At 41.2% G+C, this 21537-nt stretch carries 24 protein-coding genes; 13 read left to right on the top strand and 11 right to left on the bottom strand.

Annotated features, from left to right (window positions below; translation table 11 throughout):
• Positions 1 to 5: 5 nt before the first annotated feature.
• Positions 6 to 392, bottom strand: coding sequence for an MmcQ/YjbR family DNA-binding protein (locus ACSSVW_RS07700; protein WP_036969971.1), 387 nt, complete (start codon positions 390 to 392; stop codon positions 6 to 8).
• Positions 393 to 581: 189 nt separating this feature from the next.
• Here ACSSVW_RS07700 and efpL point away from each other — a divergent pair, with 189 nt between their 5' ends.
• The 7 genes from efpL to ACSSVW_RS07665 all read left to right on the top strand — a co-directional run bounded on the left by efpL (position 582) and on the right by ACSSVW_RS07665 (position 7929).
• Entirely contained in the window at positions 582 to 1154 is a 573-nt protein-coding gene (gene efpL, locus ACSSVW_RS07695) for an elongation factor P-like protein EfpL (protein ID WP_036969970.1), read from the top strand.
• Positions 1155 to 1372: 218 nt separating this feature from the next.
• A complete protein-coding gene (locus ACSSVW_RS07690; protein ID WP_074988658.1) occupies positions 1373 to 2101 on the top strand; it encodes an RDD family protein in 729 nt (242 codons plus the stop codon).
• Positions 2098 to 3048, top strand: coding sequence for a stage II sporulation protein M (locus tag ACSSVW_RS07685; RefSeq protein ID WP_074988657.1), 951 nt, complete (start codon positions 2098 to 2100; stop codon positions 3046 to 3048). Before ACSSVW_RS07690 ends, ACSSVW_RS07685 begins: the two co-directional genes overlap by 4 nt.
• Positions 3038 to 4495, top strand: coding sequence for a hypothetical protein (locus tag ACSSVW_RS07680; RefSeq protein ID WP_454179103.1), 1458 nt, complete (start codon positions 3038 to 3040; stop codon positions 4493 to 4495). The genes ACSSVW_RS07685 and ACSSVW_RS07680 overlap by 11 nt, the downstream gene beginning before the upstream one ends.
• Entirely contained in the window at positions 4485 to 5633 is a 1149-nt protein-coding gene (locus ACSSVW_RS07675; protein WP_454179102.1) for a DUF4350 domain-containing protein, read from the top strand. The genes ACSSVW_RS07680 and ACSSVW_RS07675 overlap by 11 nt, the downstream gene beginning before the upstream one ends.
• Positions 5630 to 6613: an AAA family ATPase gene (locus tag ACSSVW_RS07670; RefSeq protein ID WP_454179101.1), complete on the top strand. Its 984-nt coding sequence runs from the start codon at positions 5630 to 5632 to the stop codon at positions 6611 to 6613. The genes ACSSVW_RS07675 and ACSSVW_RS07670 overlap by 4 nt, the downstream gene beginning before the upstream one ends.
• Positions 6610 to 7929, top strand: a complete 1320-nt coding sequence (locus ACSSVW_RS07665; RefSeq protein WP_454179100.1) for a DUF58 domain-containing protein — start codon at positions 6610 to 6612, stop codon at positions 7927 to 7929. Before ACSSVW_RS07670 ends, ACSSVW_RS07665 begins: the two co-directional genes overlap by 4 nt.
• Positions 7930 to 7980: 51 nt before the next feature.
• Here ACSSVW_RS07665 and ACSSVW_RS07660 read toward each other — a convergent pair whose 3' ends face one another.
• The gene (locus ACSSVW_RS07660) at positions 7981 to 8457 is read right to left on the bottom strand and encodes a DUF4234 domain-containing protein (protein ID WP_074988653.1); all 477 of its coding nucleotides are present in this window, start codon (positions 8455 to 8457) and stop codon (positions 7981 to 7983) included.
• A gap of 220 nt (positions 8458 to 8677) precedes the next feature.
• Here ACSSVW_RS07660 and ACSSVW_RS07655 point away from each other — a divergent pair, with 220 nt between their 5' ends.
• Positions 8678 to 8872, top strand: a complete 195-nt coding sequence (locus ACSSVW_RS07655) for a hypothetical protein (protein ID WP_454179099.1) — start codon at positions 8678 to 8680, stop codon at positions 8870 to 8872.
• On the opposite strand, the gene ACSSVW_RS07650 is transcribed toward ACSSVW_RS07655, so the two are convergent.
• Both ACSSVW_RS07650 and ACSSVW_RS07645 read right to left on the bottom strand, forming a co-directional pair.
• Entirely contained in the window at positions 8869 to 10986 is a 2118-nt protein-coding gene (locus tag ACSSVW_RS07650; protein ID WP_425312278.1) for a putative bifunctional diguanylate cyclase/phosphodiesterase, read from the bottom strand. The two genes, ACSSVW_RS07655 and ACSSVW_RS07650, sit on opposite strands and share 4 nt — an antisense overlap.
• Positions 10987 to 11162: 176 nt before the next feature.
• Positions 11163 to 13883, bottom strand: coding sequence for an insulinase family protein (locus ACSSVW_RS07645; RefSeq protein ID WP_454179098.1), 2721 nt, complete (start codon positions 13881 to 13883; stop codon positions 11163 to 11165).
• Between the two features lie 192 nt (positions 13884 to 14075).
• On the opposite strand from ACSSVW_RS07645, the gene sixA reads away from it, so the two are divergent.
• The 4 genes from sixA to ACSSVW_RS07625 are packed head-to-tail and all read left to right on the top strand — an operon-like array spanning position 14076 to position 16142.
• Complete coding sequence (sixA, locus tag ACSSVW_RS07640) at positions 14076 to 14552, top strand: phosphohistidine phosphatase SixA (RefSeq protein WP_454179097.1); 477 nt, start codon at positions 14076 to 14078, stop codon at positions 14550 to 14552.
• 48 nt (positions 14553 to 14600) lie between these two features.
• On the top strand, positions 14601 to 14951 hold the full coding sequence (locus ACSSVW_RS07635) for a RidA family protein (protein ID WP_065978777.1): 351 nt from the start codon (positions 14601 to 14603) through the stop codon (positions 14949 to 14951).
• Between the two features lie 19 nt (positions 14952 to 14970).
• Entirely contained in the window at positions 14971 to 15411 is a 441-nt protein-coding gene (locus ACSSVW_RS07630) for an ASCH domain-containing protein (protein WP_075593883.1), read from the top strand.
• Positions 15408 to 16142 (top strand): SDR family oxidoreductase, encoded by a 735-nt coding sequence (locus ACSSVW_RS07625; protein ID WP_065978779.1) that lies wholly within the window; start codon positions 15408 to 15410, stop codon positions 16140 to 16142. Before ACSSVW_RS07630 ends, ACSSVW_RS07625 begins: the two co-directional genes overlap by 4 nt.
• A gap of 78 nt (positions 16143 to 16220) precedes the next feature.
• Here ACSSVW_RS07625 and ACSSVW_RS07620 read toward each other — a convergent pair whose 3' ends face one another.
• The 7 genes from ACSSVW_RS07620 to smrB all read right to left on the bottom strand — a co-directional run bounded on the left by ACSSVW_RS07620 (position 16221) and on the right by smrB (position 20449).
• Positions 16221 to 16574 carry a hypothetical protein gene (locus ACSSVW_RS07620; RefSeq protein ID WP_454179096.1) on the bottom strand — a complete coding sequence of 118 codons (354 nt, stop codon included), beginning with the start codon at positions 16572 to 16574 and terminating at the stop codon, positions 16221 to 16223.
• Between the two features lie 12 nt (positions 16575 to 16586).
• Positions 16587 to 16808 (bottom strand): hypothetical protein, encoded by a 222-nt coding sequence (locus ACSSVW_RS07615; RefSeq protein ID WP_454179095.1) that lies wholly within the window; start codon positions 16806 to 16808, stop codon positions 16587 to 16589.
• Positions 16809 to 16856: 48 nt separating this feature from the next.
• Positions 16857 to 17510 carry a DUF2589 domain-containing protein gene (locus ACSSVW_RS07610; RefSeq protein ID WP_454179094.1) on the bottom strand — a complete coding sequence of 218 codons (654 nt, stop codon included), beginning with the start codon at positions 17508 to 17510 and terminating at the stop codon, positions 16857 to 16859.
• Between the two features lie 26 nt (positions 17511 to 17536).
• The gene (locus ACSSVW_RS07605) at positions 17537 to 18139 is read right to left on the bottom strand and encodes a DUF2589 domain-containing protein (protein ID WP_454179093.1); all 603 of its coding nucleotides are present in this window, start codon (positions 18137 to 18139) and stop codon (positions 17537 to 17539) included.
• Positions 18140 to 18217: 78 nt separating this feature from the next.
• Positions 18218 to 18676, bottom strand: a complete 459-nt coding sequence (locus ACSSVW_RS07600) for a hypothetical protein (RefSeq protein ID WP_454179092.1) — start codon at positions 18674 to 18676, stop codon at positions 18218 to 18220.
• 268 nt (positions 18677 to 18944) lie between these two features.
• Positions 18945 to 19868, bottom strand: coding sequence for an AEC family transporter (locus ACSSVW_RS07595; protein WP_454179091.1), 924 nt, complete (start codon positions 19866 to 19868; stop codon positions 18945 to 18947).
• A gap of 23 nt (positions 19869 to 19891) precedes the next feature.
• Positions 19892 to 20449: an endonuclease SmrB gene (gene smrB, locus ACSSVW_RS07590; RefSeq protein WP_036969939.1), complete on the bottom strand. Its 558-nt coding sequence runs from the start codon at positions 20447 to 20449 to the stop codon at positions 19892 to 19894.
• A 101-nt stretch (positions 20450 to 20550) separates the two neighbouring features.
• On the opposite strand from smrB, the gene prmB reads away from it, so the two are divergent.
• Positions 20551 to 21486, top strand: a complete 936-nt coding sequence (gene prmB / locus ACSSVW_RS07585) for a 50S ribosomal protein L3 N(5)-glutamine methyltransferase (protein ID WP_065978781.1) — start codon at positions 20551 to 20553, stop codon at positions 21484 to 21486.
• Positions 21487 to 21537 lie beyond the last annotated feature (51 nt).

Raw genomic sequence — 21537 nt, 5'->3', positions numbered from 1 at the left:
AGAGGTTAAAGGTGCAACTCAATCGCTTTTCTGTCTTTTTCAGGCATGTTTGCGACCACTAGATTAAACGAATTATCAATCATACGTTCAATCTCCCCTTGTGGTACTGTGCCATCTAAAATAACGGTATTCCATAAACGTTTATTCATGTGATAACCCGGGACCACGGATGGGAAAATATCTCGCAATGCTTGGGCTTCATCAGGATCGCATTTTAAATTTAACCACCAAACAAGGTTACCTTCATCGTCAATTTGGCCTTCTTTTCCCTCTACGAGAGTGGCAAACATTTTATGGTTAACCTTATAAACATCGACATCTTGGCCAAATGGTTGGGTGATCATCACCAATGGCTTTTTCATTAAATATTCGTGTACTGTGTGTTGATTCATGATCCAATCCTTGAAGTCATTTTTCGTAGTTATAAACATAGCAGAATTTTTAAGTTTGGAGATATCTATTTTTATAATTTGCTGAAAACTAGGATAAATAATGCGGGTGATGGAAAACTGCAAATTTTTATTGAACAAAAGCCATTACGTGGTAAATTTCTGTCATCAAAAAACGATAGGAATACACCCATGCCTAAGGCAAGTGAAGTAAAAAAAGGCGCAGCGATTGAATACAATGGCCGTGTTTTAGTAGTAAAAGATATCCAGCGTTCTGTGCCGCAAGGTCGAGCTGGTGGTAGCTTATACCGTATGCGTTTATACGATGTTGTTACTGGCGGTAAAGTCGATGAGACGTTTAAAGACAGTGACATGTTAAAGCTTGCTGATTTGACGCGTCGTGAAGCAATGTTTTCTTATATTGATGGCGAAGAATATGTGTTCATGGACAATGAAGATTACACGCCTTATAACCTTAATAAAGACGCAATTAGCGAAGAAATTTTATTCGTTAACGAAGAAACACAAGGTGTGCATGTCATTGTGATTGATGGCGCGCCTGTTGGTATCGATTTACCTTCAAGTGTAGAACTTGTTGTTGAAGAAACTGACCCTTCGATTAAAGGTGCCTCTGCGAGTGCACGCTCGAAGCCTGCGCGTTTAACTACTGGGTTAACGATTCAAGTACCAGAGCACATTTCAACGGGCGATCGTATTCGTATTAATACTGCTGAACATAAGTTTATGGGTCGAGCAGAAAAATAATTATCAGATCATCTGTAAAAGCCGACGTTATGTCGGCTTTTTTGTTAAGTTAAAATTAGGGCTAAGTTCACTTTAAACATCAGCCTATGTTCCTTTTTTTAGGCTAAAAGGCATTGAAAAAAGACAGGAAAACGCGCATCATGGTTTACTTAACTTATTGCTTTTTAAGGTTCTGCCCTAATAAGCAAAGACGATAATAACGACTAGTAGTAGATTGCATGTTAAACCACGGATTGGAAAACAGAGAGTACGTTAAACTCCCAGAAGGTGTTGATATTGCTATAACACCAGCAGGTGTTGTGGCGCGTAGTTACGCTTATATTATCGATCTTATTATTCGTGGCTTGATCCTGCTTGCCATAGCAACGCTCTTTTCTTTTTTTGGAGACGCAGGCGAAGGCCTTGTTCTTATTGCCTACTTTCTTATATCTTGGGGATACAACATCCTTTTTGAAATGGAAAATGGTCAGACCCCCGGTAAAAAACGCCTCAAAATACGTGTAGTACAAGACAACGGTTTGCCAGCGAGCTTTTCGCAAATAGTGGTACGCAACTTATTACGTCCTGCAGATATGCTGCCTATTGGTTATTTTTTAGGACTCATCGTGATGATGTTTAATACGCGATTCAAACGGATCGGCGATTGGGCAGCAGGCACCTTAGTTATTTATGATGATGAGCTGCAAGAGCGCCCATTACTGCCCAAAGGTGATGTGAGCATTCCTGCTGTCAGCTTGACGACCGAAGAGCAATTAGCGGTGCTTGCTTTTGCTGAACGACACAATGAGTTATCCGCTGCCAGACACCTGGAGATTGCCACTATACTTGCTGAGCCTTTAGCCAGTAATGAAACCGATATTGAGGAGCAATTAGCCAGTTATGCCCGTTATTTTGCTGGGCAACTACACGATAATCATGACCACTCACACGTGGAGAGTCAGCAATGAAACAAACCCAATTTGTAAAATCGAACACACAAAGCTGGGATGAATTCAAAGCGTTATGTGAAATGGAACGTTCAGAGTCGTTGCCCATTCATTTTCCAAATCTGTATCGCAAGATCTGTAATGATTTAGCCATCGCTCAAAGCCGTCAATACAGCCCCATACTCGTTGAACAAATAAATCGTTTAGTGCAGTTAGGCCAAAAACGTTTGTATTTGTCTCGTAGCAATCAGTTTTCTGAGCTATGGCATGTCGCACGAACAGCGTTTCCTCGGGCTCTGTATGAAAACCGTGTGATGTTAGCTGTTAATTTGCTGGCTTTTTGGGGCTTAGCTTTAATTGCCTTTATTTGGGTAAGACTGGACCCAGATGCAGCGTATACTTTTCTAGGGCAAGGTACGTTGCTAAACATAGAAAAAATGTATGACCCAAGTGGAAGTGTGCAATCTGCTGAGCGGGGGGCATCACAAGATTTATTAATGTTTGGGGTGTATATCTACAACAATATAGGGATCGCATTTCAAATGTTTGCAGGGGGAGTGTTGTTTTGTGTAGGAGCTGCATTTTTCTTGTTATTCAACAGTTTTTATTTCGGGGCCATTGCCGCACATATTGTAAATGTTGGGTTTGAAGGACCGTTTTTCTCGTTTGTTATCACCCATGGCTCTTTTGAACTGACAGCGATTATCATTGCCTCTGCAGCAGGGTGCCGAATTGGCTACGCACTCCTTAACCCTGGCCAATTCACGCGTGCTTATGCCATAAAACAAGCCGCACAAAAAGCTTTGCCCTTAATTGTAGGGGCCTTTTTAATGCTGGTGATAGCTGCTTTCATAGAAGCGTTTTGGTCTCCGCGCGATATTGCGAATGAAATAAAATATACAGTGGGCAGTGGGTGTTGGGCTTATGTGCTGTATCGTCTCTATAAGGGAATGCGTTATGGAGCTTAATCGCCTGAGTTTTAACCCTCGTAAACGTGATGCTTACGAAACCTTTGATTTAACAGTGTTATTAGTTAAATCGCACTTTTTTTCTTTGTTTTTTATGTATTTATGCATGGCCTTACCACTATTTATAATTGTGGGCGTGTTACTTAATTGGAGCTGGAGTGCTTTTTTAATATGGTGGCTTAAACCTTTATTCGAGCGCCCGATACTCGATTACATGTCAAAGGCGGTTTTTAATCAACCGGTCTCGATTAGCCACAGTTTAAAGTCGTTAAAGCAATTAAAGTTGGCAGAGATGCTAGTGCATTTAAGTGTCTTAAGGTTCAGTCCTAATCGTGCTTTCTTAGCGCCAGTTGAACAACTAGAGCAACTGTCTAAAGAACGAAAAGCGAAGCGTAAACAGCTGTTGTTCGCTTCAACAAAACCCAAACAAACACTTTGGATGCTATTTTGTGTCCACTTTGAATTTATTTTGTTGATGGGGTTTTCTGCATTAACGATTGCATTAGTGCCGTATTCATTTACTGCTGAAGAAGCGATGTATCAGATTTTTGAGGCCCCTGAGTGGTTAGAAATTGCCTTTAATGCTTTATATATAGTAAGTATTGCACTCGTTGCGCCTTTATTTGTCACGGGGGGCTTTTTAGCTTATTTACATCGTCGAGTTGAGCTTGAAGGGTGGGATATTGAGCTTGCTTTTAAAAATATTCGCGCACGTCTAAGCGGTGTATTGTGTTCACTGGCACTGCTTTTCTTATCCAGTGTTACTATTGCACCGTCCGCCAGTTACGCCGATGAAATTGATAAACAACTGGTAAAAGAGCAAGTCACAGCGCTTTATAATGAACCTAATGTGATAGAGACAGAAACAACGTGGACGCCTATTTTTGAACCCAAAAAAGCCTCATCGAGTGACTTATCATGGTTATTTAATATTTTTAAAGCCATAGGGCAGGTTTTTGGTGTGTTGGGATGGGTGTTAGTGGCGTTATTAGTCATTTGGTTAGTCTATTACTTAATGAAAAAACGCGGTTTTTTTGCCAATTTAAGCCTGCCTGAACGTGCCAGACATAAAGAAGAGCCCGTGATCCCCAGTTTGTTTGCTGAAATTAAAGCACAGGATTTACCTACAGATTTAATTGCCTCGGCATTGCGTTGTTTTAATGCAGGGCAACACCGTTTAGCGCTGGCTTATTTGTTACATTACTCGCTTAGTTGGGCGCAGCAGCAACATCAAGTGAGATTACATCGCTCAATGACTGAGCGTGAATGTAAGCGTGCGATAGATGCCAAAGTACCGACGCATATACACGATATTTTTACGCGCTTGTTTACAGCATGGGTGAGTGTTGCTTGGGGGCACCAAACACCCGATCTTGATTTTATTGCTCTTACAGAGGAAATAAAAGCAATGACAGCCAGCAAGGAGGAAAGTACTCATGAAGCTTAAATATGTACTGATTGCTGGTTTGGTATTGCTTGGTTTTATTATTGTTGCGGGGGTTGCGTCGCTGGAGTGGGAGAAAAAAGAATTCGAAATAGGTTTTCACTCTGATGTGGCTAAAGATAATTTCACCATGGCGCAGCGATTGTTAAACGCAAATGGCATTAAATGGCTTAAAGATAAACACCTCGCTGCACATGCCGATAGCGAACAAATACGCATTGACCCACACACTATTTTAATTGTCGATGAAGCGGTGCTTGCCGATTCGTATCAATTAGATCAGCAGCTCGCTGAATGGGTGGCTGAAGGTGGGCGATTGGTGTATGTATTAAATCGACAGCGCGATGAGTTGGCACTTGATAATACATTGTTTTTTAATCAACTAGGGATCACCGTTTCAGCGAAAGACAGTGCCTTTGACTATGACTTTGCAATGCTTAAAGAAGGGTCTAAAAACAGCACCTTGGCTATAAATGAAGACACCGTGTTAGCGCTTGAACTAAGCCGTGCATTTACGATTGAACATTGCCCAGGTGTCAGCACAAACACAGAACAGGGCGATACTGTTATGTGTGACCTCGCTTTTGGGCAAGGCCGCGTTATTGTAATGCCGTCATTGGCACCATTTACAAACTATCGATTACGCCACCTTGACCATGGCAGCCTCCTACTTTGGCTTAGCAAAGGGGCTGATAAAATGACGTATGTTCCTTATTTAACATACCCTAATTGGCTGGCAAAAATATGGCACTGGAGCTGGCAGTTTGTTGTGAGCCTTTTATTATTGGTTGTGTTTACAGTGTGGCATATCAGTAGTCGAATTGGTCGAGCCTATGCCCCTGACTTCGATATTAAAACCAGTTTTAATGCGCATATTCGTGCAGTGGCTAATTTCTACATGCAACACGGACACGAAGCGTATTTATGGACAGCGCTTCGTAAAGACTTTAATGCCAAAGTAGAGATGCGAGTCCCTAATTTTAAAATGTTAAGTGATGATAAACAGGCACAAATTATTGCTAATTTAACGCACTTCGACAAACAACAAGTGACTCAGCTGCTTGTAAGTGAATTACCCACGTCACGCGAGCAACGATTAGAATATATCAAACGATTTAAACAATTAAGGAATGCATTATGAGCACGGAACTGGAAAATAAACGCATGAGCTTGATAGATGCCGCGGAGGCTGTAAAACAAGTAAAGCAAAACATTTCACGTGTCCTCGTTGGTCAAGATGCCATTGTTGAAGATGTGCTAACCGTTTTATTTGCAGGTGGTCACGTACTGCTTGAAGGTGTGCCTGGGCTTGGCAAAACGTTACTGGTTAGGGCATTGGCAAAAAGCTTAAACGTGGATTTTTCGCGCGTACAGTTTACGCCTGATTTAATGCCATCAGATGTTGTTGGTCATAGCTTATATGATATGAAATCGGGTGAATTCAATATTAAAAAAGGACCCGCCTTTACCAATATTTTATTGGCAGACGAAATTAACCGTGCACCCGCAAAAACCCAGTCTTCATTACTTGAAGTAATGCAGGAGCAACAAATAACGATTGATGGTGAATCGCTTTCTATCGATTCTCCTTTTATGGTTTTAGCAACACAAAACCCGCTCGATCAAGAAGGGACTTACCCGTTGCCTGAAGCGGAATTAGACCGATTTATGATGAAAGTTGAATTGGGTTTTCCTTCGCATGAAGCGGAAGTGGAGTTGTTAAAACTTAACACCAAAGTGGTGTCGAATGAATCAACGGTTGAGCAACTGCCAGCAGTACTTGATGCCGCGCGTATTAGTGATATTAAGCAGCTATGTGCAGATAGGCTAGTTGACGAAAAAATTCTTAACTATGCTGTCGATATTGTTCGTAATTCACGAACTTGGCAAGGTGTATTGCACGGCGCAGGTTTACGAGCATCAATAAACCTGATTAAGGCTGCAAAAGTAATGGCATTGATGAATGGGCGCGATTTTGTGATCCCAGATGATGTAAAATCAGTCGCCCCTAATATTTTAAGACACCGTTTGATCTTATCGGCTGATTTAGAGTTAGAAGGGGTGTCGTACGACGAAGTGATCAATGCCATATTAGCCAGTGTTGAAGCACCTCGATCATGATTCGAATTAAGCTTAGACCTGCCAAACGCCTTGTTTTACTGCTATGTGCAGTCGTGCTGATGGTGCTTGTCTGTGCTATAGCTGAGCTTGGAAGCGTAATAATGACGGCGTTATTATTGGTGCCTGTCGTGATTATATGGATTGACTTAATGGTGTCAAAGTCGCAGCCGCTGTTATCAACAGAATTGTCGACGAGCCAAAATATGGCATTGTATCGTTGGCAGCCAGTTCAGCTTACTATCAATAACACCGCTAAGCAGCCCCAGCTTCTCGATGCTAGTCTGCATTTAAGTCAGGCCATAGAGCTTGCTGAGCCGCAACAGACGGTATTTTTAAAAGCGATGCAGCAAGCACAGCTGAGCTTTAATATTCGTGCTCATAAACGCGGTGACGCTGACATAACCGCTATTGAGCTCAGAGTTGGCTCGTCTTTTGGGCTGTGGCAATCTAGCTGGTTAGTCAAGCAAGAGACTCGGTTAAAAGTGTACCCTGATTTTAGTCGTGTAACCTCAAAGCAACACCTTAATGGCGTAACCAATAAGCCAATTAATGGCTTAAAGTTAACCAAAAAGCGGGGTGAAGGTATTGAGTTTCATCAATTAAGGGAATACCGGCAAGGTGATAGTGTTAGGCAAATTGACTGGCAAGCGACCAGTAAACGTCGTAAATTAATTTCTCGTGAATACCAAGAAGAGCAGAATCAGCATGTGATTGTGATGCTTGATGCATCTAAAAAGATGGCGATTGAAGCAAACGAAGGCACTCACTTTGATCATGCATTAAATGCACTTTTATTGCTCGCTCACACCGTTTTAAAACAAGGTGACTGGTTCAGTATGCAAAGTTTCAATCAAGCCTTGCGTTGGTTACCAGATGTTAAAGGGGCGCAGAATGTCTCGCGGGTGATGAATCATTTTTATGATTTATACCCCGATAATAGCAGCAGTGACTATTTAGTCGCGGTTAATCAACTTATTGCTAAGCGAACTAAACGCTCTTTAGTGCTCTTGGTGACAACGTTAGATGAGCAGAGTATTGATGAATTGCTCCCAGCCATAAAAATGCTGCAAAAGCACCACCTTGTAGCGCTTATCAATATAAATAACCGTGCAGTGGCTGAGGTACTCGATGAGCCAATCGAGAAGTATGAAGATGCAACTAGTTATTGTGCGGCACTTGCTTTACTTAATGCACACAAAGCCAATATGGCAAAGCTTAAAAAGCAAGGTGTCATCGCTATTGATTGTAAGCCTACGCAACTACTGCCACATGTGTTGAATACGTATTTAAATGTGAAGCACTCAGGTGCTCTCTAGCAGGTAATAAAAAAGGCATTGAATTCAATGCCTTTTTTACGTTTGTAACGATTATTTTTGCTTGTCTATTGCTTCGTTGATTTTATATTGAAAGTAAATCACGTTGAAGAAAAAGGTTAAAATACCATTTAGTTTGACAGGCTCATCACTGCTTTCGTTAATTAACTCAGTTAAAGAAGTACGCAGTGAAAAGATAAGAATGATCGCGACAACAAAAGAAATAAGCGACACAACCCCCCCAAGTTCGGGGCTAACTCCCGCAATCGATAAAATAATATTCACCGCGTATAAACCAACATAGCCGTAAATTAAACCTTGGCTAACTTGATGTTTAGCGAGTGAATTTGCAAGATTTGTGCGATTTACTAGCCAATAAACACTGTAAATGCCCAGTGTAAAAACACTTAAAAAGAACACGCCCCAGGCAGAGAAACGGTCAAAGTTTAAGATTGGTTTATTACCACTGCTGTTTGCATCTGTTAGGGTAGCTTCGGGCGCTTGGTATAGATTGCTGGTTTCATTAGACATAATATATCCTCATATTTTATTGTTTTTTCCTTAGGTGCCACAGGCACGTTCCTATATTATATCCTCGACTTTATTCTGTATATCATTTCACGCATTTTTTAGCGCTTTGCAATTGATAGTAATAGAATATAACCCGTCTTTATAGTGGCTATTACAGCTTCATGGTTTAAACCTGTGCTTAAATTATATACACTGCGCGCTGTTTTTAATGAGGTGCTGTGTGCTGCTAATTCTACTGAGTTGTTTATTTGTATTGGTGATGTATTTAGAGTCGCTTTCGAAGGGAATGCCTGTAAAACGTTGGATGTTTTTAGGGGGCGTACTTGGGCCCATTGCTTGGTGTTTGTTTAATGTGCACTACCACCGTGCTTTTGTTCGCCATGTTGGCCGTCAGGCATGTGGTTGGCGCCCTTAATTAACGTTTACACTCCTGATTAAACTTGGAGCTGACTTAGTGAGTTGGCTTTTCAAAAATGCCGTAAATTCAGGGTGTGACAATGGTTTTGAGTAATAATAACCTTGCACCGTTTGACACTTTAATTCTTTTAACATATCTACTTGTTTAGCTTGTTCAACCCCTTCGGCAACAACATGTAACTCTAGGTTGTGTGCGATCGTAACGATTGAGTCAACCATGTTCCGACCCCGCTCAGTTTGCATATCATCAATAAATGCTTTATCAACTTTAAGCGTGTTTAGTGGAAACTGTTTTAGATAGGCGAGGGATGAATAACCGGTGCCAAAGTCATCCATCGCTAAGTGAATGCCTCTGGCACTTAATGAGCGCATGACTGCAATGGCTTCTTGCGGATCATCCATTACGGTGCCTTCGGTAATTTCGAGTTCGAGAAAATAAGAGGGCAACTCGTTCTTTTGTAATATTAAATCAATGCGAGTGGTTAAGTCGGGTAAACTAAACTGCTTTGCGGATAAGTTCACCGCCACACGGCCATTAAAGAGGCCTTGATCTATCCAGTTTTTCACATCGCGACAGGCTTTATTTAAGACCACTTCACCAATTTCAATAATTTGCCCTGTTTCTTCGGCAATCGGAATAAAGACGCCCGGGCTTATAATCCCCTTTTTAGGAGTGATAAAGCGGACGAGTGCTTCCATGCCATCGAGTTTACCGGTGTGAATATTCATTTTCGGTTGGTAATAGACTTCGAAATGATCCTCTTTTAATCCGTAGCGCATTAAGTTTTCAATTTGTAAGCGCTTTACCGCCTCACGGTTCATTGTGTCATTAAAGAATAAGTAGCTGTTGCCTTTTTTCTTTGCGTGATACATCGCAGTATCGGCATTTTTTAGCAATAGCTCGGGGGTATTACCGTCTTCTGGAAACAGCACGATTCCGACACTTGAGGTAATTACCAGCTCATGGCCTGCCATATTAAAAGGGGTGGCAATTGCGGCTAAAAATAGTTTAGCCATCCGTGTGATGGTATGAATGTCGTTAGTGCCCGACATAACCAGTGCAAATTCATCACCACCCAATCGATAAAACACATCTTTCTCGCGAGTGAGTTTATTTAAACGCATTGCCAGTTTTGCTAGGAGACTGTCACCTAGTTGATGACCTAATGAGTCATTAATTTTTTTAAAGTTGTCTAGGTCAAACACTAAAAGAGCATGGTGATTGTCTTGCTTTGCGAGTTTTTTTAAATTGGTGAAAAATAAGTTTCGGTTAGGCAAGCCGGTCGTCCGGTCTCTGTTTGATAGGTTATGTAATTGAGACTCCGCTTTTTTACGCTCGGTTTGATCAGAATAAACAACCACGTAATTACAAATTTGATTATGCTCATTTTTAATTTCATCAATTGAAATTTCAATGGGTAATAATTGACGTTGAGCATTTTTAAGTTTGACTTCTTGTTGCCAATGTTCGGTGGCTTTTACGGTGGCTTTAATTTCGTCGACATAACTTTGGTCGTAGCCAAGCAGTGCAAAATCTTTCTTTAAATACTGTTCACGGCTGCCGCCAAACAGAGTTAAAAAGCTCGGGTTTAAATCAACAAGCTTAAAGTTTTTGTCGTAGATAGCAATTGCATCAGTCAGCGATTCAACACATTTAGCAAATAGGTTTAAACGGGCTTCTGTTGATTTTAGCTGTGAAATATCTCTGACAGTGCCTGTCATTCGTAAGGGGTTTAGATTGGTATCTTTTTCGATAATTTTTCCACGGTCTAATACCCAGTGCCAGCGATCAAAACTATCTTTAATTCGGTAACTAGCCTCGAAAAATGCAGTGTGTTCTGCAAAATGTCTTTTGAGTGCATTTTCAACGTGTGGTAAATCATGTGGGTGAATAAGGTCTCGATTAGGAGGGAAGCCGTTGGCGTTATTCGTATCTGTGGTGTATTTATCGTTGATACGTATTACTTCGCCCGTTTTTATGTTCCAGTCCCATAGGGTATCACCACTGCCTTCTACGGTACTTTTTAGTCGATGTTCAGAGATTCGCAGCTGATGTCGAGAACGCTTTAGTTTGTAAATGACAAATAGCAAATATGGCAGCAAGAGCATCATAATTGTGCTTGGGATCAGCAACAGTGTACTTTGCTCAAGCTCTATCGGGCTTGCAGAAGCAGAAAAAACATCCGCCATACTCATTATTAAAAAAGTAGAAATCATTTTTATTATTTTTATCATTAATGAAATACCTTAATTCGCACCAGATAATTTAATCTAAGCTCACGAACGAGTCAAAGAGAATGAGAAAAAAGGTTGGCTTTTGCTGGTTTTTTGAGCTTTGGCTCACTTAAAAGTTCGATTCTAGGCCGATTTTCAGAAAAGATCTCAATAATATATTGCTGCATATCCTCAAGACTCAGCGCATCAAGCTCAGCGATCAGTTGTTGCTGCATATTAAACTCAGTATCGCGGTTACCAATTGCCAGCCATAAACGTTGTGAGCGAAGTCGTAAGTTTTTGTCTTTTTCTGCAATATGTGTGACGAGTCCCGCTTTTGTTTGAAGCCATTGCTGCTCATCAACAGTGGGGATCTGTGCGACAAAATTACTAATAAATTGCTGGTGGCGTTTGAGTATCTCATCAGCGTTGTGTTTAGGCGATTGCACATAAAACGCAATGCCAGCGCGTGTGTTGAATGGGGCATAACCAGCACCCACTAAATAGCCAAGCTGCTGTTTTGTTCTTAGCTCGTTAAAGTAGTCTTGATTGATAAGATGATTAAGCACCATCATTTTAACTTTTTCTGTGGTGTCATCGGTTAATGCTTGGTAATAAAGCACCATCGCGTGGTCGTTGCAATTGAGTGTGATACGTTGGTGTTCTACTTCGGTAACATCGTTTAGTGGCCGTGTTAAATCGATAATAGTGGTACTGCCAGCGAGGTGATCAACGATTTGCTTTTGAAATTTAAGTGCATCGCTTCGCTGCCAATTGCCATGTAAAAATGACTCAACATGCAAGGCTTTAAAAAACTCAGTTCTAAAGCAGTTGAATTGGTGGAAACTGGTATCTTTTAGCGCCTGAGCAAGTGCATTGGGCTCAGGGTTCCACGGCATAATTTGCGCACCTAAAATACTGAATAGCTCACTGACGGGTTTGTTTTGATTACTGTTACGCCAATGCCTAACAAGCTGTTTTTTATACTCGGCAAAGCGTTTTGCGCAAATATCGACATTAAACAGTGCTTCGAGTAATTCGTTAACTAAGGTGAGCTGACTTGAAGATAAACCGGCGGTGTGCAGTGTAAGCCCACCCTGATGCGAGGTTAAATGATAGCTCAGCCCAGCCAGTTCGGCTGGATAAAACTGCTCTGCCACACTGTCCATAAAAAGGTCTGCAAACAGGCGCGTTAGCGCCATGTGTTTTACGTCTTTAATTGCGTAGTGAGAATCCATCGCTAAATAAAAATGCCCTTTAGCAACGCGGAAAGTCGCGTCTTGCTTAAACCAAAAATCAAACCCTTCTTGTTTCACAAGTAGTTCAGGCGCTTTTTTGGGAGTGTCTAGCGGTAACAGTTCAACCTCTTTGGTTAAATAAGGGTTAGCGCAAGGCAGACACATTTCAGGTAAGGGCGTGTTTATTTCACTTAATGCTTCTAACCAGCATGGCGATATATCTTCGATTTTATAAGGTGTATTGTACCAAGCGGTAGTATGTTCTGGCTCAACATCGGGGTGAATGAGCACCAATCGCATATTATCTGGGGTTAACCATTGCATCGCAATTTCATGGGCGCAACGATTAAAGCCTTCCATTAAATAATCGCCTTGTACGTAATTTTCTTCATCGTAATGCTGCATGTTAATGCTTAAATTACTAACCCAGTCGATGAGGCGTGCTTTTTCTTGGTTATCAAAGGCAATTTGTAACAGGTTCTTTTTATCTTGATAAAGCCTGGGAAGTTTGGCGCAGTTTTGATTAATTAAACAGATATACTCAAATACCATTTCGACAATATCTTCATAGTATTCAATACCTTCATCTGTAAGAGCTACGCTGATATTAAAATCTTTAAAGTTACTGCCATTAATACCGCCACCAGCAGAAAGAGCATTGATCCAACCTTGTTCTTTTAAAATTGAATACAACGAGCCCTTGCCCTCATAGCCAAGCAAGTGAGCAATAAAACTAACCGTTTTATGGCGATAAAAATCATCAATGTTGGGCATAGCAAAACTGATGATGAGCTTTTGCATATGTTTGTGCGGTTCAATGTGTAAAACTTTGCCCAAATCTTGTTTGCGATAAAGGGGAGGCTCGATGATCTCTTTACTCTTTGCTTGCCCTTTAATATCGCTAAAATACTGCTTAACCCAGTCAGTCATCGTGGCAATATCGGCGTTACTGCAAATAACTAAAGTCATCCATTGTGCTTGGTAATGACGGTTGAAAAATGCGCGCAGTTCTTCGCTAATACAGCCCTCACGGTCTGCTAATGTGTGTTGATTACCCACCGAAAACTTAGCAAAAGGGTGTGCTGGGTTTACCGTTTCTTTATGCGCTTGATAAATACGGCGTCCGTCGTCTTTAATTTTTAATTTAAATTCAGCGTCAATTGCATTGCGCTCTTTGGTGGTTTCTTTTGGACTGAGTAAGGGGGCAATAAAAAAACGACTAAATTGCGCGAGTGCATCTGAAAACTGTTGATTATTGATGTCAAAAAAGTAGCAAGAATGCTCGGTGCCAGTCCAGGCGTTCGTGCTGCCACCTGATTGTGAAACAAAGTTCGAAAAGGCACCAGACTCGGGATATAAATCAGTCCCTAAAAAAAGCATATGCTCTAAAAAATGAGCCAGACCTTGCCTATCAAGGGGATCGTCGAAGTGACCCGCATTAACAGCCATAGAAGCCGCTGATTTTGTTGACTCTAAGTCTTGCACTAAAAGCACTTTTAGACCATTGTCCAGTGTTAGGGGCTGGTATGTTCTGTTATCATTGCGGCTGATATTCAAAAGATTCTCCTGAAAGAATGCGTTAATGTCCTAACAACAGATGATAATCTCAGGAACGCTAAAGGCACAGCAACGAAAATCTACCTGAATATCATAAGCGGATGTTTAATCTATCTTGTGATGATATTCTAATATAGCTAACAATCAAGCAAACTGGCTACTGTTTTATATTCTTTAATTGGTTGATTTTTTATGAAAACAATCTTAATCATGCGCCATGGCGAAGCAACGCCTATGCAAGCAGATGATGCAGCAAGACAATTGACGCCAACGGGTCAACAAGAAGCCAGTAGGATGGGGAAGTGGTTAGCATGTCATTATAAACCAGACGCTTTGTTGGTAAGTCCGTACTTACGTGCCCAGCAAACGGCTGAGAATGCAACACACAATATTCCGTTACTCTACAAAGAAACGTGTCGCGACATTACTCCCGACGGTGTACCACAAGTGGCTACTGATTATTTAGAAACGTTAATCGCGATGCATCCACAGTGTAATACTTGGCTAGTCGTCGCTCACATGCCGATCGTGAGTTATTTAGTTGATCAATTGAGCCCTGGTAATATGCCTATTTTTAATACGGGTGCTGTAGCGGTCATTGAATATGATGAAACGAAACAGCGAAGCCACTACTTAAGTATTCACTCGCCAAATAACGTCGTAATATAGCAGTATGTCTGTTAAATTACTGTCACTGTTAACTATTTAATACATACTATGACAATTGAACGATTACAAACAGGTGCGCGAATGAGCCGCATCGTTAAGCATAACGGCACGGTGTACTTATGTGGGCAGGTGTGCGCTGATGCAGAAAAAGGCATTGCTGAACAAACGCAAACTATGCTCGATAAAGTTGAAACTCTGCTAATTGAAGCCGGTAGCAGCAAAGAGCATATGTTAAGCGCCACCCTCTATCTTAAAAGCATGGAATACTTTGCCGATATGAATGCTGTGTGGGATGCATGGGTACCTGAAGGCCATGCCCCCGCGCGTGCCTGTGTTGAAGCTAAAATGGCGCGTGACGCGCTACTTGTTGAGATTTCAGTTGTTGCAGCCGTTAAGTAACGAGCAACGAATCAACAAGATGATTGCTGATTTTAACCAGCAGTCATCTCGTCAAATTAGTACTTTGCCTGCTTGGCATTTTTGTGATAATGAGGTGGATGCCAATGAATGCGCTGACCTTGTTCTGCAAGGAGTCAAGCGAGCGACCACCTCATCACTGTATTGGTTTGAAGCTAATAACGAGGCGCTCCCTCGGGTTGGTGACTTGGCTATTTTTACGAACTGGCAAGGGCGGCCGCTTGGCATTATTGAAACCACCTCTGTTGTTATCACCCCTTATAATCAAATTACCGAAGCGTATGCCGCGTTAGAAGGCGAGGGCGATAAAAGCCTTCGTTATTGGCAACAAGTGCATTGGCCATACTACCAGCGAGAATTACACGGCACAGCTTATTCACGTCATCCTGAGATGCCCTTAGTGTGCGAGCAATTTCAGTTAGTTTTTAAGGAGTCATCATGAGTTCAAATCCCGTTGTGCTTATTACTGGTGGTGGGCGTGGTATTGGCGCAGCAACAGCTAAACTATTTGCCAAGCATGGCTATGATGTGTGCATTAACTATAAATCAGACCAACAAAGCGCCGAACAAGTTGCCAAAGAAATCGAAAAGCAAGGGGTTAAAGCGCACACCTTTCAGGCAGATGTGGCTGATGAGCAACAAGTAATGGCTATGTTTGCTGCACTTGATAGCACGGTGTCACGCTTAGATATACTGGTTAACAATGCTGCGATGATGAAGCCACAAATGTCACTTTTAGAAATGGACGCGGCGCGTATTAATGCTATTTTGAGCTGTAATGTGACAGGGGCATTTTTATGTGCGCGAGAAGCTATAAAGCGAATGCACAAAGGCAGTATTGTTAATGTGTCATCGGGGGCTTCACGGACAGGTTCAGCGAATGAGTATTTAGATTATGCTGCCTCAAAAGGCGCACTTGATACCTTTACCATAGGCCTTGCAAAAGAAGTCGCCAGTATGGGAATTCGTGTTAATGCTGTAAGGCCCGGCTTAATTTACACTGACATGCACCGTGATGGTGGTGAAGCTAATCGCGTAGACCGCTTAAAAAGTAAATTACCACTCGGGCGAGGCGGTGAGGCTGATGAGGTCGCCAAAGCCATTTATTTTTTGGCCTCAGAGCATGCATCGTTTACCACAGGCAGTTTTGTGGATGTATCTGGTGGGCTGTAGTGAGTCCCTTATTGTTTAATAAGGGACTGTATTCAGTAACACGTTATGTGGTTTTTGGACAGGACGGTTGTTAAACCGCTAAGGTGTGCAGGTAGTCAATGTTTTTAGGTTGCTGTCTTTTTGATTAAAGACGTGGCAAGTTCGAAAACTATCCTTAACCGTAATGTGCAAAGTTGAACCATCGCCACCTGGAGGTGGATTACCACCGTAGTGGGGCCCTTTTGAAATAGCACAGTTACTATTATCCCAAAACATGGCTAATGAGGTGTCACTCGAATTACGGATTAAATTTTGCCAAAATTGAACGTTGCCATGTTTAGCAGGAAACTGCACACCTTCTTCAAGTATACATGCCCCAAAGCCATTTATAGAAAACAATAATACAGCCATAGCGAATATGTTTTTTAGTCGATTGATTGTCAGATATTTCATGTTTGAACTCCATTAGCTAAATGTTGCATAGTCACTTTTGCACTGGCCTAAGGCAGAGTTTTCTCGCAAGCTTTTATTCACACTTTGCAATTGCGCTCTATCTTCGGCAGCTAAACTGATAACAGTGTTACAAAGGTGACAACTAAACCGCTGGCCTTGGCATAGTGCATCTAGTTGAATCGTGATCTTTGCGCTATGACAATGCGGACAGTTGATGGTATTAATGAGCAGCATAATATTTCCTTTGTAAGTAGCGCCTTAATGTTAAGGCGCTAGCAGTGATTATTTCTTTTCCTTATCGCTACTATCCGTAACCATAATTGGCTGAATTGCAGCGGTATAAGCTTGAATAATTGTCGTCACGCCTTCTGGAAGAGGCAGTTGTCCAGCATTGACTGCTACTGTGTACTTTGCTGAATTAGATTTCTCATAGTGTTCTTTATCGGATGATGCAGATTCACTTGTTGATTTTATTGATCCTTCAACGGATGCTGTGAAGCCCATGTAATTAAACCCAGCTGTCACTTTGGCACCAGCTTCATTGCTGGAGCTACTCGTTGCCTCAGTATCGTGTGAGTAGGAGCTTTTAACTTCCATCTCAAAGTTCACATCAACATTTTTAACGGCTAACGAATTTAACGGTAAAATAGTTAATAACGGCAGGTTCAATACTGAAGTTGCTGGGTCTTTTGCTTCCCCTGTATTTTCGTCAATAACAGGTCGCGTTACTTCAAGTTTAACCATAATAGGCTTTCGGATACCTGTGTCTTTATCGGCCTCACTTACAGGTTGAAAACAGGTTTCAAGCAAAAAGCGGGTCTGTGATATTGCCATATTTGCGTTGGCATCTGCTGCTGCGTTTAAAGGAGCCCCAATCAGCGACTTCATTGGTAGTCCAGAAAACTGTTGTGCCATACTTACTAATGCATTTTCCATAATACTATCCTTTTATAAGTATTCATTTATCCGGGGATTTGCGCTCTTAGTGAACGCTCGTAACCTTCAATGAGTTTTTGAAGGCCTTCAGGAGTTTCATCTCCTTGAAGCTTGATTTCGATTTCCACATTGGCGTTATGTTTCTCTTTTGATTTTGAGAAAATATTGCCACTCGACTGTGCTGGAAATGCGACAAATAATTCATTCTGATCGTTAGCAGTAACTTCGAGGCTGGCTTTAATATTGACTTCTTGGACTCGGGTGGAGCTGATAGGTGTAAGTGTGATTAGTGGGACATCGACATAACTAATTTTAGGACCATTTTGGTCTTTATCAGGAAATGCCATTTGCATTGTTTTTGGCTTTAATACCCGTTTAACTTCACTATTCGAAGTTAGATTCTCATTGTGATTTTTTAAAATATTGATAGCTGATTCAGTATCATCAGAATCAATAAAGCTTTTAATTTTTTGAATAGACTCATCATCAAGATCAGTCGTGTTACTGGTAGGAATTTCAATTATTTCAAAAAACTTATTGATGTGCTTTATGCCCTGAGCTTCAACTTCATTTGTGGCTTGTTTAATGCTTGAATGTAGCTCGTGGATTAGCGATCTAAATTTAATCATTTTTTATATTCCGTTAGTGACTGACTGTGTTACAACAGTTATAGGCACTAAAGGAAAATAAATTAATAGGAGCTGATCTTATGACTGTTTTGAAATGGCGATTCGTTTTCGGACCGTCGAAATTGTCCGTTGGCTTATACCAAACAATCTGATCAGTTCGTCATTGTCCATACCATTTTTTATTGAATCTTCGTATGCGATTTTCCGTAGGAGACTAAATATTCCCCAGCGATTTGGAATTTCAATATAACCTGATGAATCAGCTAAAGAACATAGCTTTTCATAGCGCGCATCAGTTAGCTGTATCGCTAGGTTTTCCTCTAATTTAGATTTATGTTTACCTAAATAAATCTTTCTACCACCGTATTCTCCAATAAATTCATAGAATTCCTTGGCAGTAAATGACTCAACTAGTTCGGAAAGGAAAAACGGTAATCTAGCCAGTATTTCAATTTTATACTCTTCATAAAAAGTGTATAACTCGCTCATATGATTAAGTTTATTTGTATATATCACACCAAAAATTTCGTAATGCATCCTTTGCAACTCCAGCTAATTAGGCGTACTTGAGAGAAGTAAGCTTTGAATTTATTGGTTTTTCTATTTGTAGTTATCAATCAGTCAGAAGCACATAAGAACAATTCATATGGAATTTTAACATTTAATTAATATTATTTACTCTTTTTGTTTACTTTTAGTGTAGTAGATGCAGTATTAAACGATGCTGAAAATGCAATTAGCGAGGAGTAAAGGGCTTTCCCCAGTTGATTCTAGTAGTGTAATAATAACGAGAGTTAGACATGGACTAGTTTAGAAGGATGCTTAACCAAACAGTAAAACTTATAACGCTCAGTGTGGTTGATATGACGACAGCACTTGCGAGCGTTGCTTGATGTTGTTTTATTTGGTTAGCTATTAAATACGCATTCACTCCTAATGGCGACGCACTGAGCAATACCAGTACAGTCATCAAAGAGTGTTCAAGGTTGAAAACCTGAGTTGCAAAAAAGTACACACTACACGGTAAGACTACGAGCTTAATGATGGTTGCGATAAGGGATGCTTGCCAGTTATCTGCCACCTTATAAAACGCTAAATTTGCGCCTAACACAAACAGTGCGCAGGCAATAGCTGGCTTGGCAAGTAAGCTCAAACCATTCACCAAATCGTGATAAAGCGTTACACCCAATAAGTTAATCGCAAGGCCGCTGCTTATACTTAGAACCACAGGATTCAGTAACATATTTTTCGCGAAGGCTCGCCATGAAAAGGTTTGCTGCGATTTTGCACTCAATAGAAAAGTCAGTGTAAACAGTAAAGCGCTGTGAAAGGTAATGATCATAAACACAATCCCAACCATTTGCTGCCCAAGTGCGGCGATAATAATTGGTAGCCCGACTAGTACGGTATTAGAGTAGCTACTACCAAGCGCAAACACGGCATGGCGAGATGCGGCTGATTGCTTATAAATTACATAGCGATCAAGCAAATACCCGAGTGCGTAGATTGCTAATACAGGAATATAAAAGCTTAAAAATCCAGCAATACTAACGCTACTATGTAAATCTGCTTGCGCCATATTGACAAATAAAAATGCAGGAACGCTAATATAAAAAGTAAATTTACTGAGGCCTGCGATGTGTTCTTTCGATAAAAATCGGCTACGACTACTAATGTAGCCACTTAGCACGATAAAAATCAGTGGAAAGATGATCGAAAAAATATGCACTTGTGGCCTTATTAAAAGTGACGTTAACGTCGGAATTCGTCACTTTGTGGAAGGTTAATTAAAATAAGTACTGCGCCTTTACCGCCAAATTCAAGCGGGGCTTGGTGCATAGCAATAACATCGGGATGTTGCACTAAATACTGCGGTACTTTGTGTTTTAAAATACGCTCACCAATCCCATGCACGATACACGCGCAGTAGTAATGTTGTTTTTTACATTCGTGAATCAGTCCTGCAAGCTCATCTTTGGCAAGTTCTTTATTTAACCCATGTAAATCAAGGGTTAGCTCAGGTACGTAGTCACCACGACGCAGTTGTTTTGCCAAGTAGGAATCATGTCCTGGTTTGACATAGCTTACAGTGCCGTGCGTATCAATATCTGGCACATATTCGTCTGAAAAGAAAAATTCTGACTGATGTTGCTTTTTTTGCTGGGAAAATTGCTTCGCTTGTGACACTTTAGGCTTGTTAGTAAATCGGATAGTGTCTTGTTTAAATGCTTTGGCACCACTGATACTCTGACGAAATAAGTCTATATCGTCAGTGCTGATGTGATTGTTGTCGTGGGGATCTTTTTTCATGGCGGCAGTCTAAACAAAAAAACGCTAAAAATCGAGTAAAAAGCAATTGAAAAGACGGTACAATACGCGTCAGAACAGACTTTGAAAGTTAAGGAACATACATGAACCATTTCCAAATAGAAGACGCAATTTTAGACGAGGCAATTGCTGAACTTTCAACGTTGCACGATTGGTTACGTTGGACAACCAGTCAATTCGCGAGCAGTGGTATTTTCTTTGGCCACGGCACAGATAACGCATGGGATGAAGCTGTCAGCTTATTGCTACCAGCACTAAGTTTACCTGTTGATGCACCTAAAGAGCTAATGCATGCGCGTTTAACGAGCACTGAAAAAAATCGTTTAGCTGCATTAATCGCTGAACGTATTAACGATTGCACGCCAGTGCCTTATTTAACAAATATTGCCTGGTTTGCCGGCATGCCATTTTATGTTGATGAGCGTGTATTGATTCCGCGTTCACCTTTTGCTGAGCTAATTAACAACCGGTTTGCTCCTTGGCTTGAAGAGCCTGAGTCGGTAACCCGCATTCTTGATTTATGCACAGGCTCTGCATGTATCGCCATTGCGCTTGCACAAGCTTTTGAAGACGCGCAAGTTGATGCCGTCGATATTTCGTATGAAGCCTTAGAAGTTGCTGATATTAATATTAGTGATTACATGCTTAATGAGCGTGTATTACCTATTCAGTCAGACGTATTTAGCGGTGTGCCAGGACAAAAATATGACCTGATCGTTGCCAACCCGCCTTATGTTGATGCTGAAGACATGGCCGACTTACCGCGCGAATTCCACCATGAGCCAGAGCTTGGTTTAGCATCGGGCCATGATGGCCTTGACGTCACTCGTACCATTTTAGCTGAAGCAGCAGAGCATCTAACTGATAACGGTTTGTTATTTGTCGAAGTTGGTAACTCTATGGTACATATGGATGCACTGTACCCAGGCGCGCCGTTTGAATGGATTGAATTCGAACAAGGTGGCTTAGGCGTATTTGTGATAAGCAAACAACAGCTTGTTAATTATTTCGCCGATTAATAGCGAATTTAAAAGCCGAGCCTTAGGGCTCGGTCTCAGTAGCCAGGAATG

It is taken from the genome of Pseudoalteromonas sp. MBR-15 (assembly GCF_053628915.1).
The sequence above is the reverse complement of the archived record's forward strand: the minus strand, read 5'-3'. Positions and strand labels throughout refer to the sequence as shown.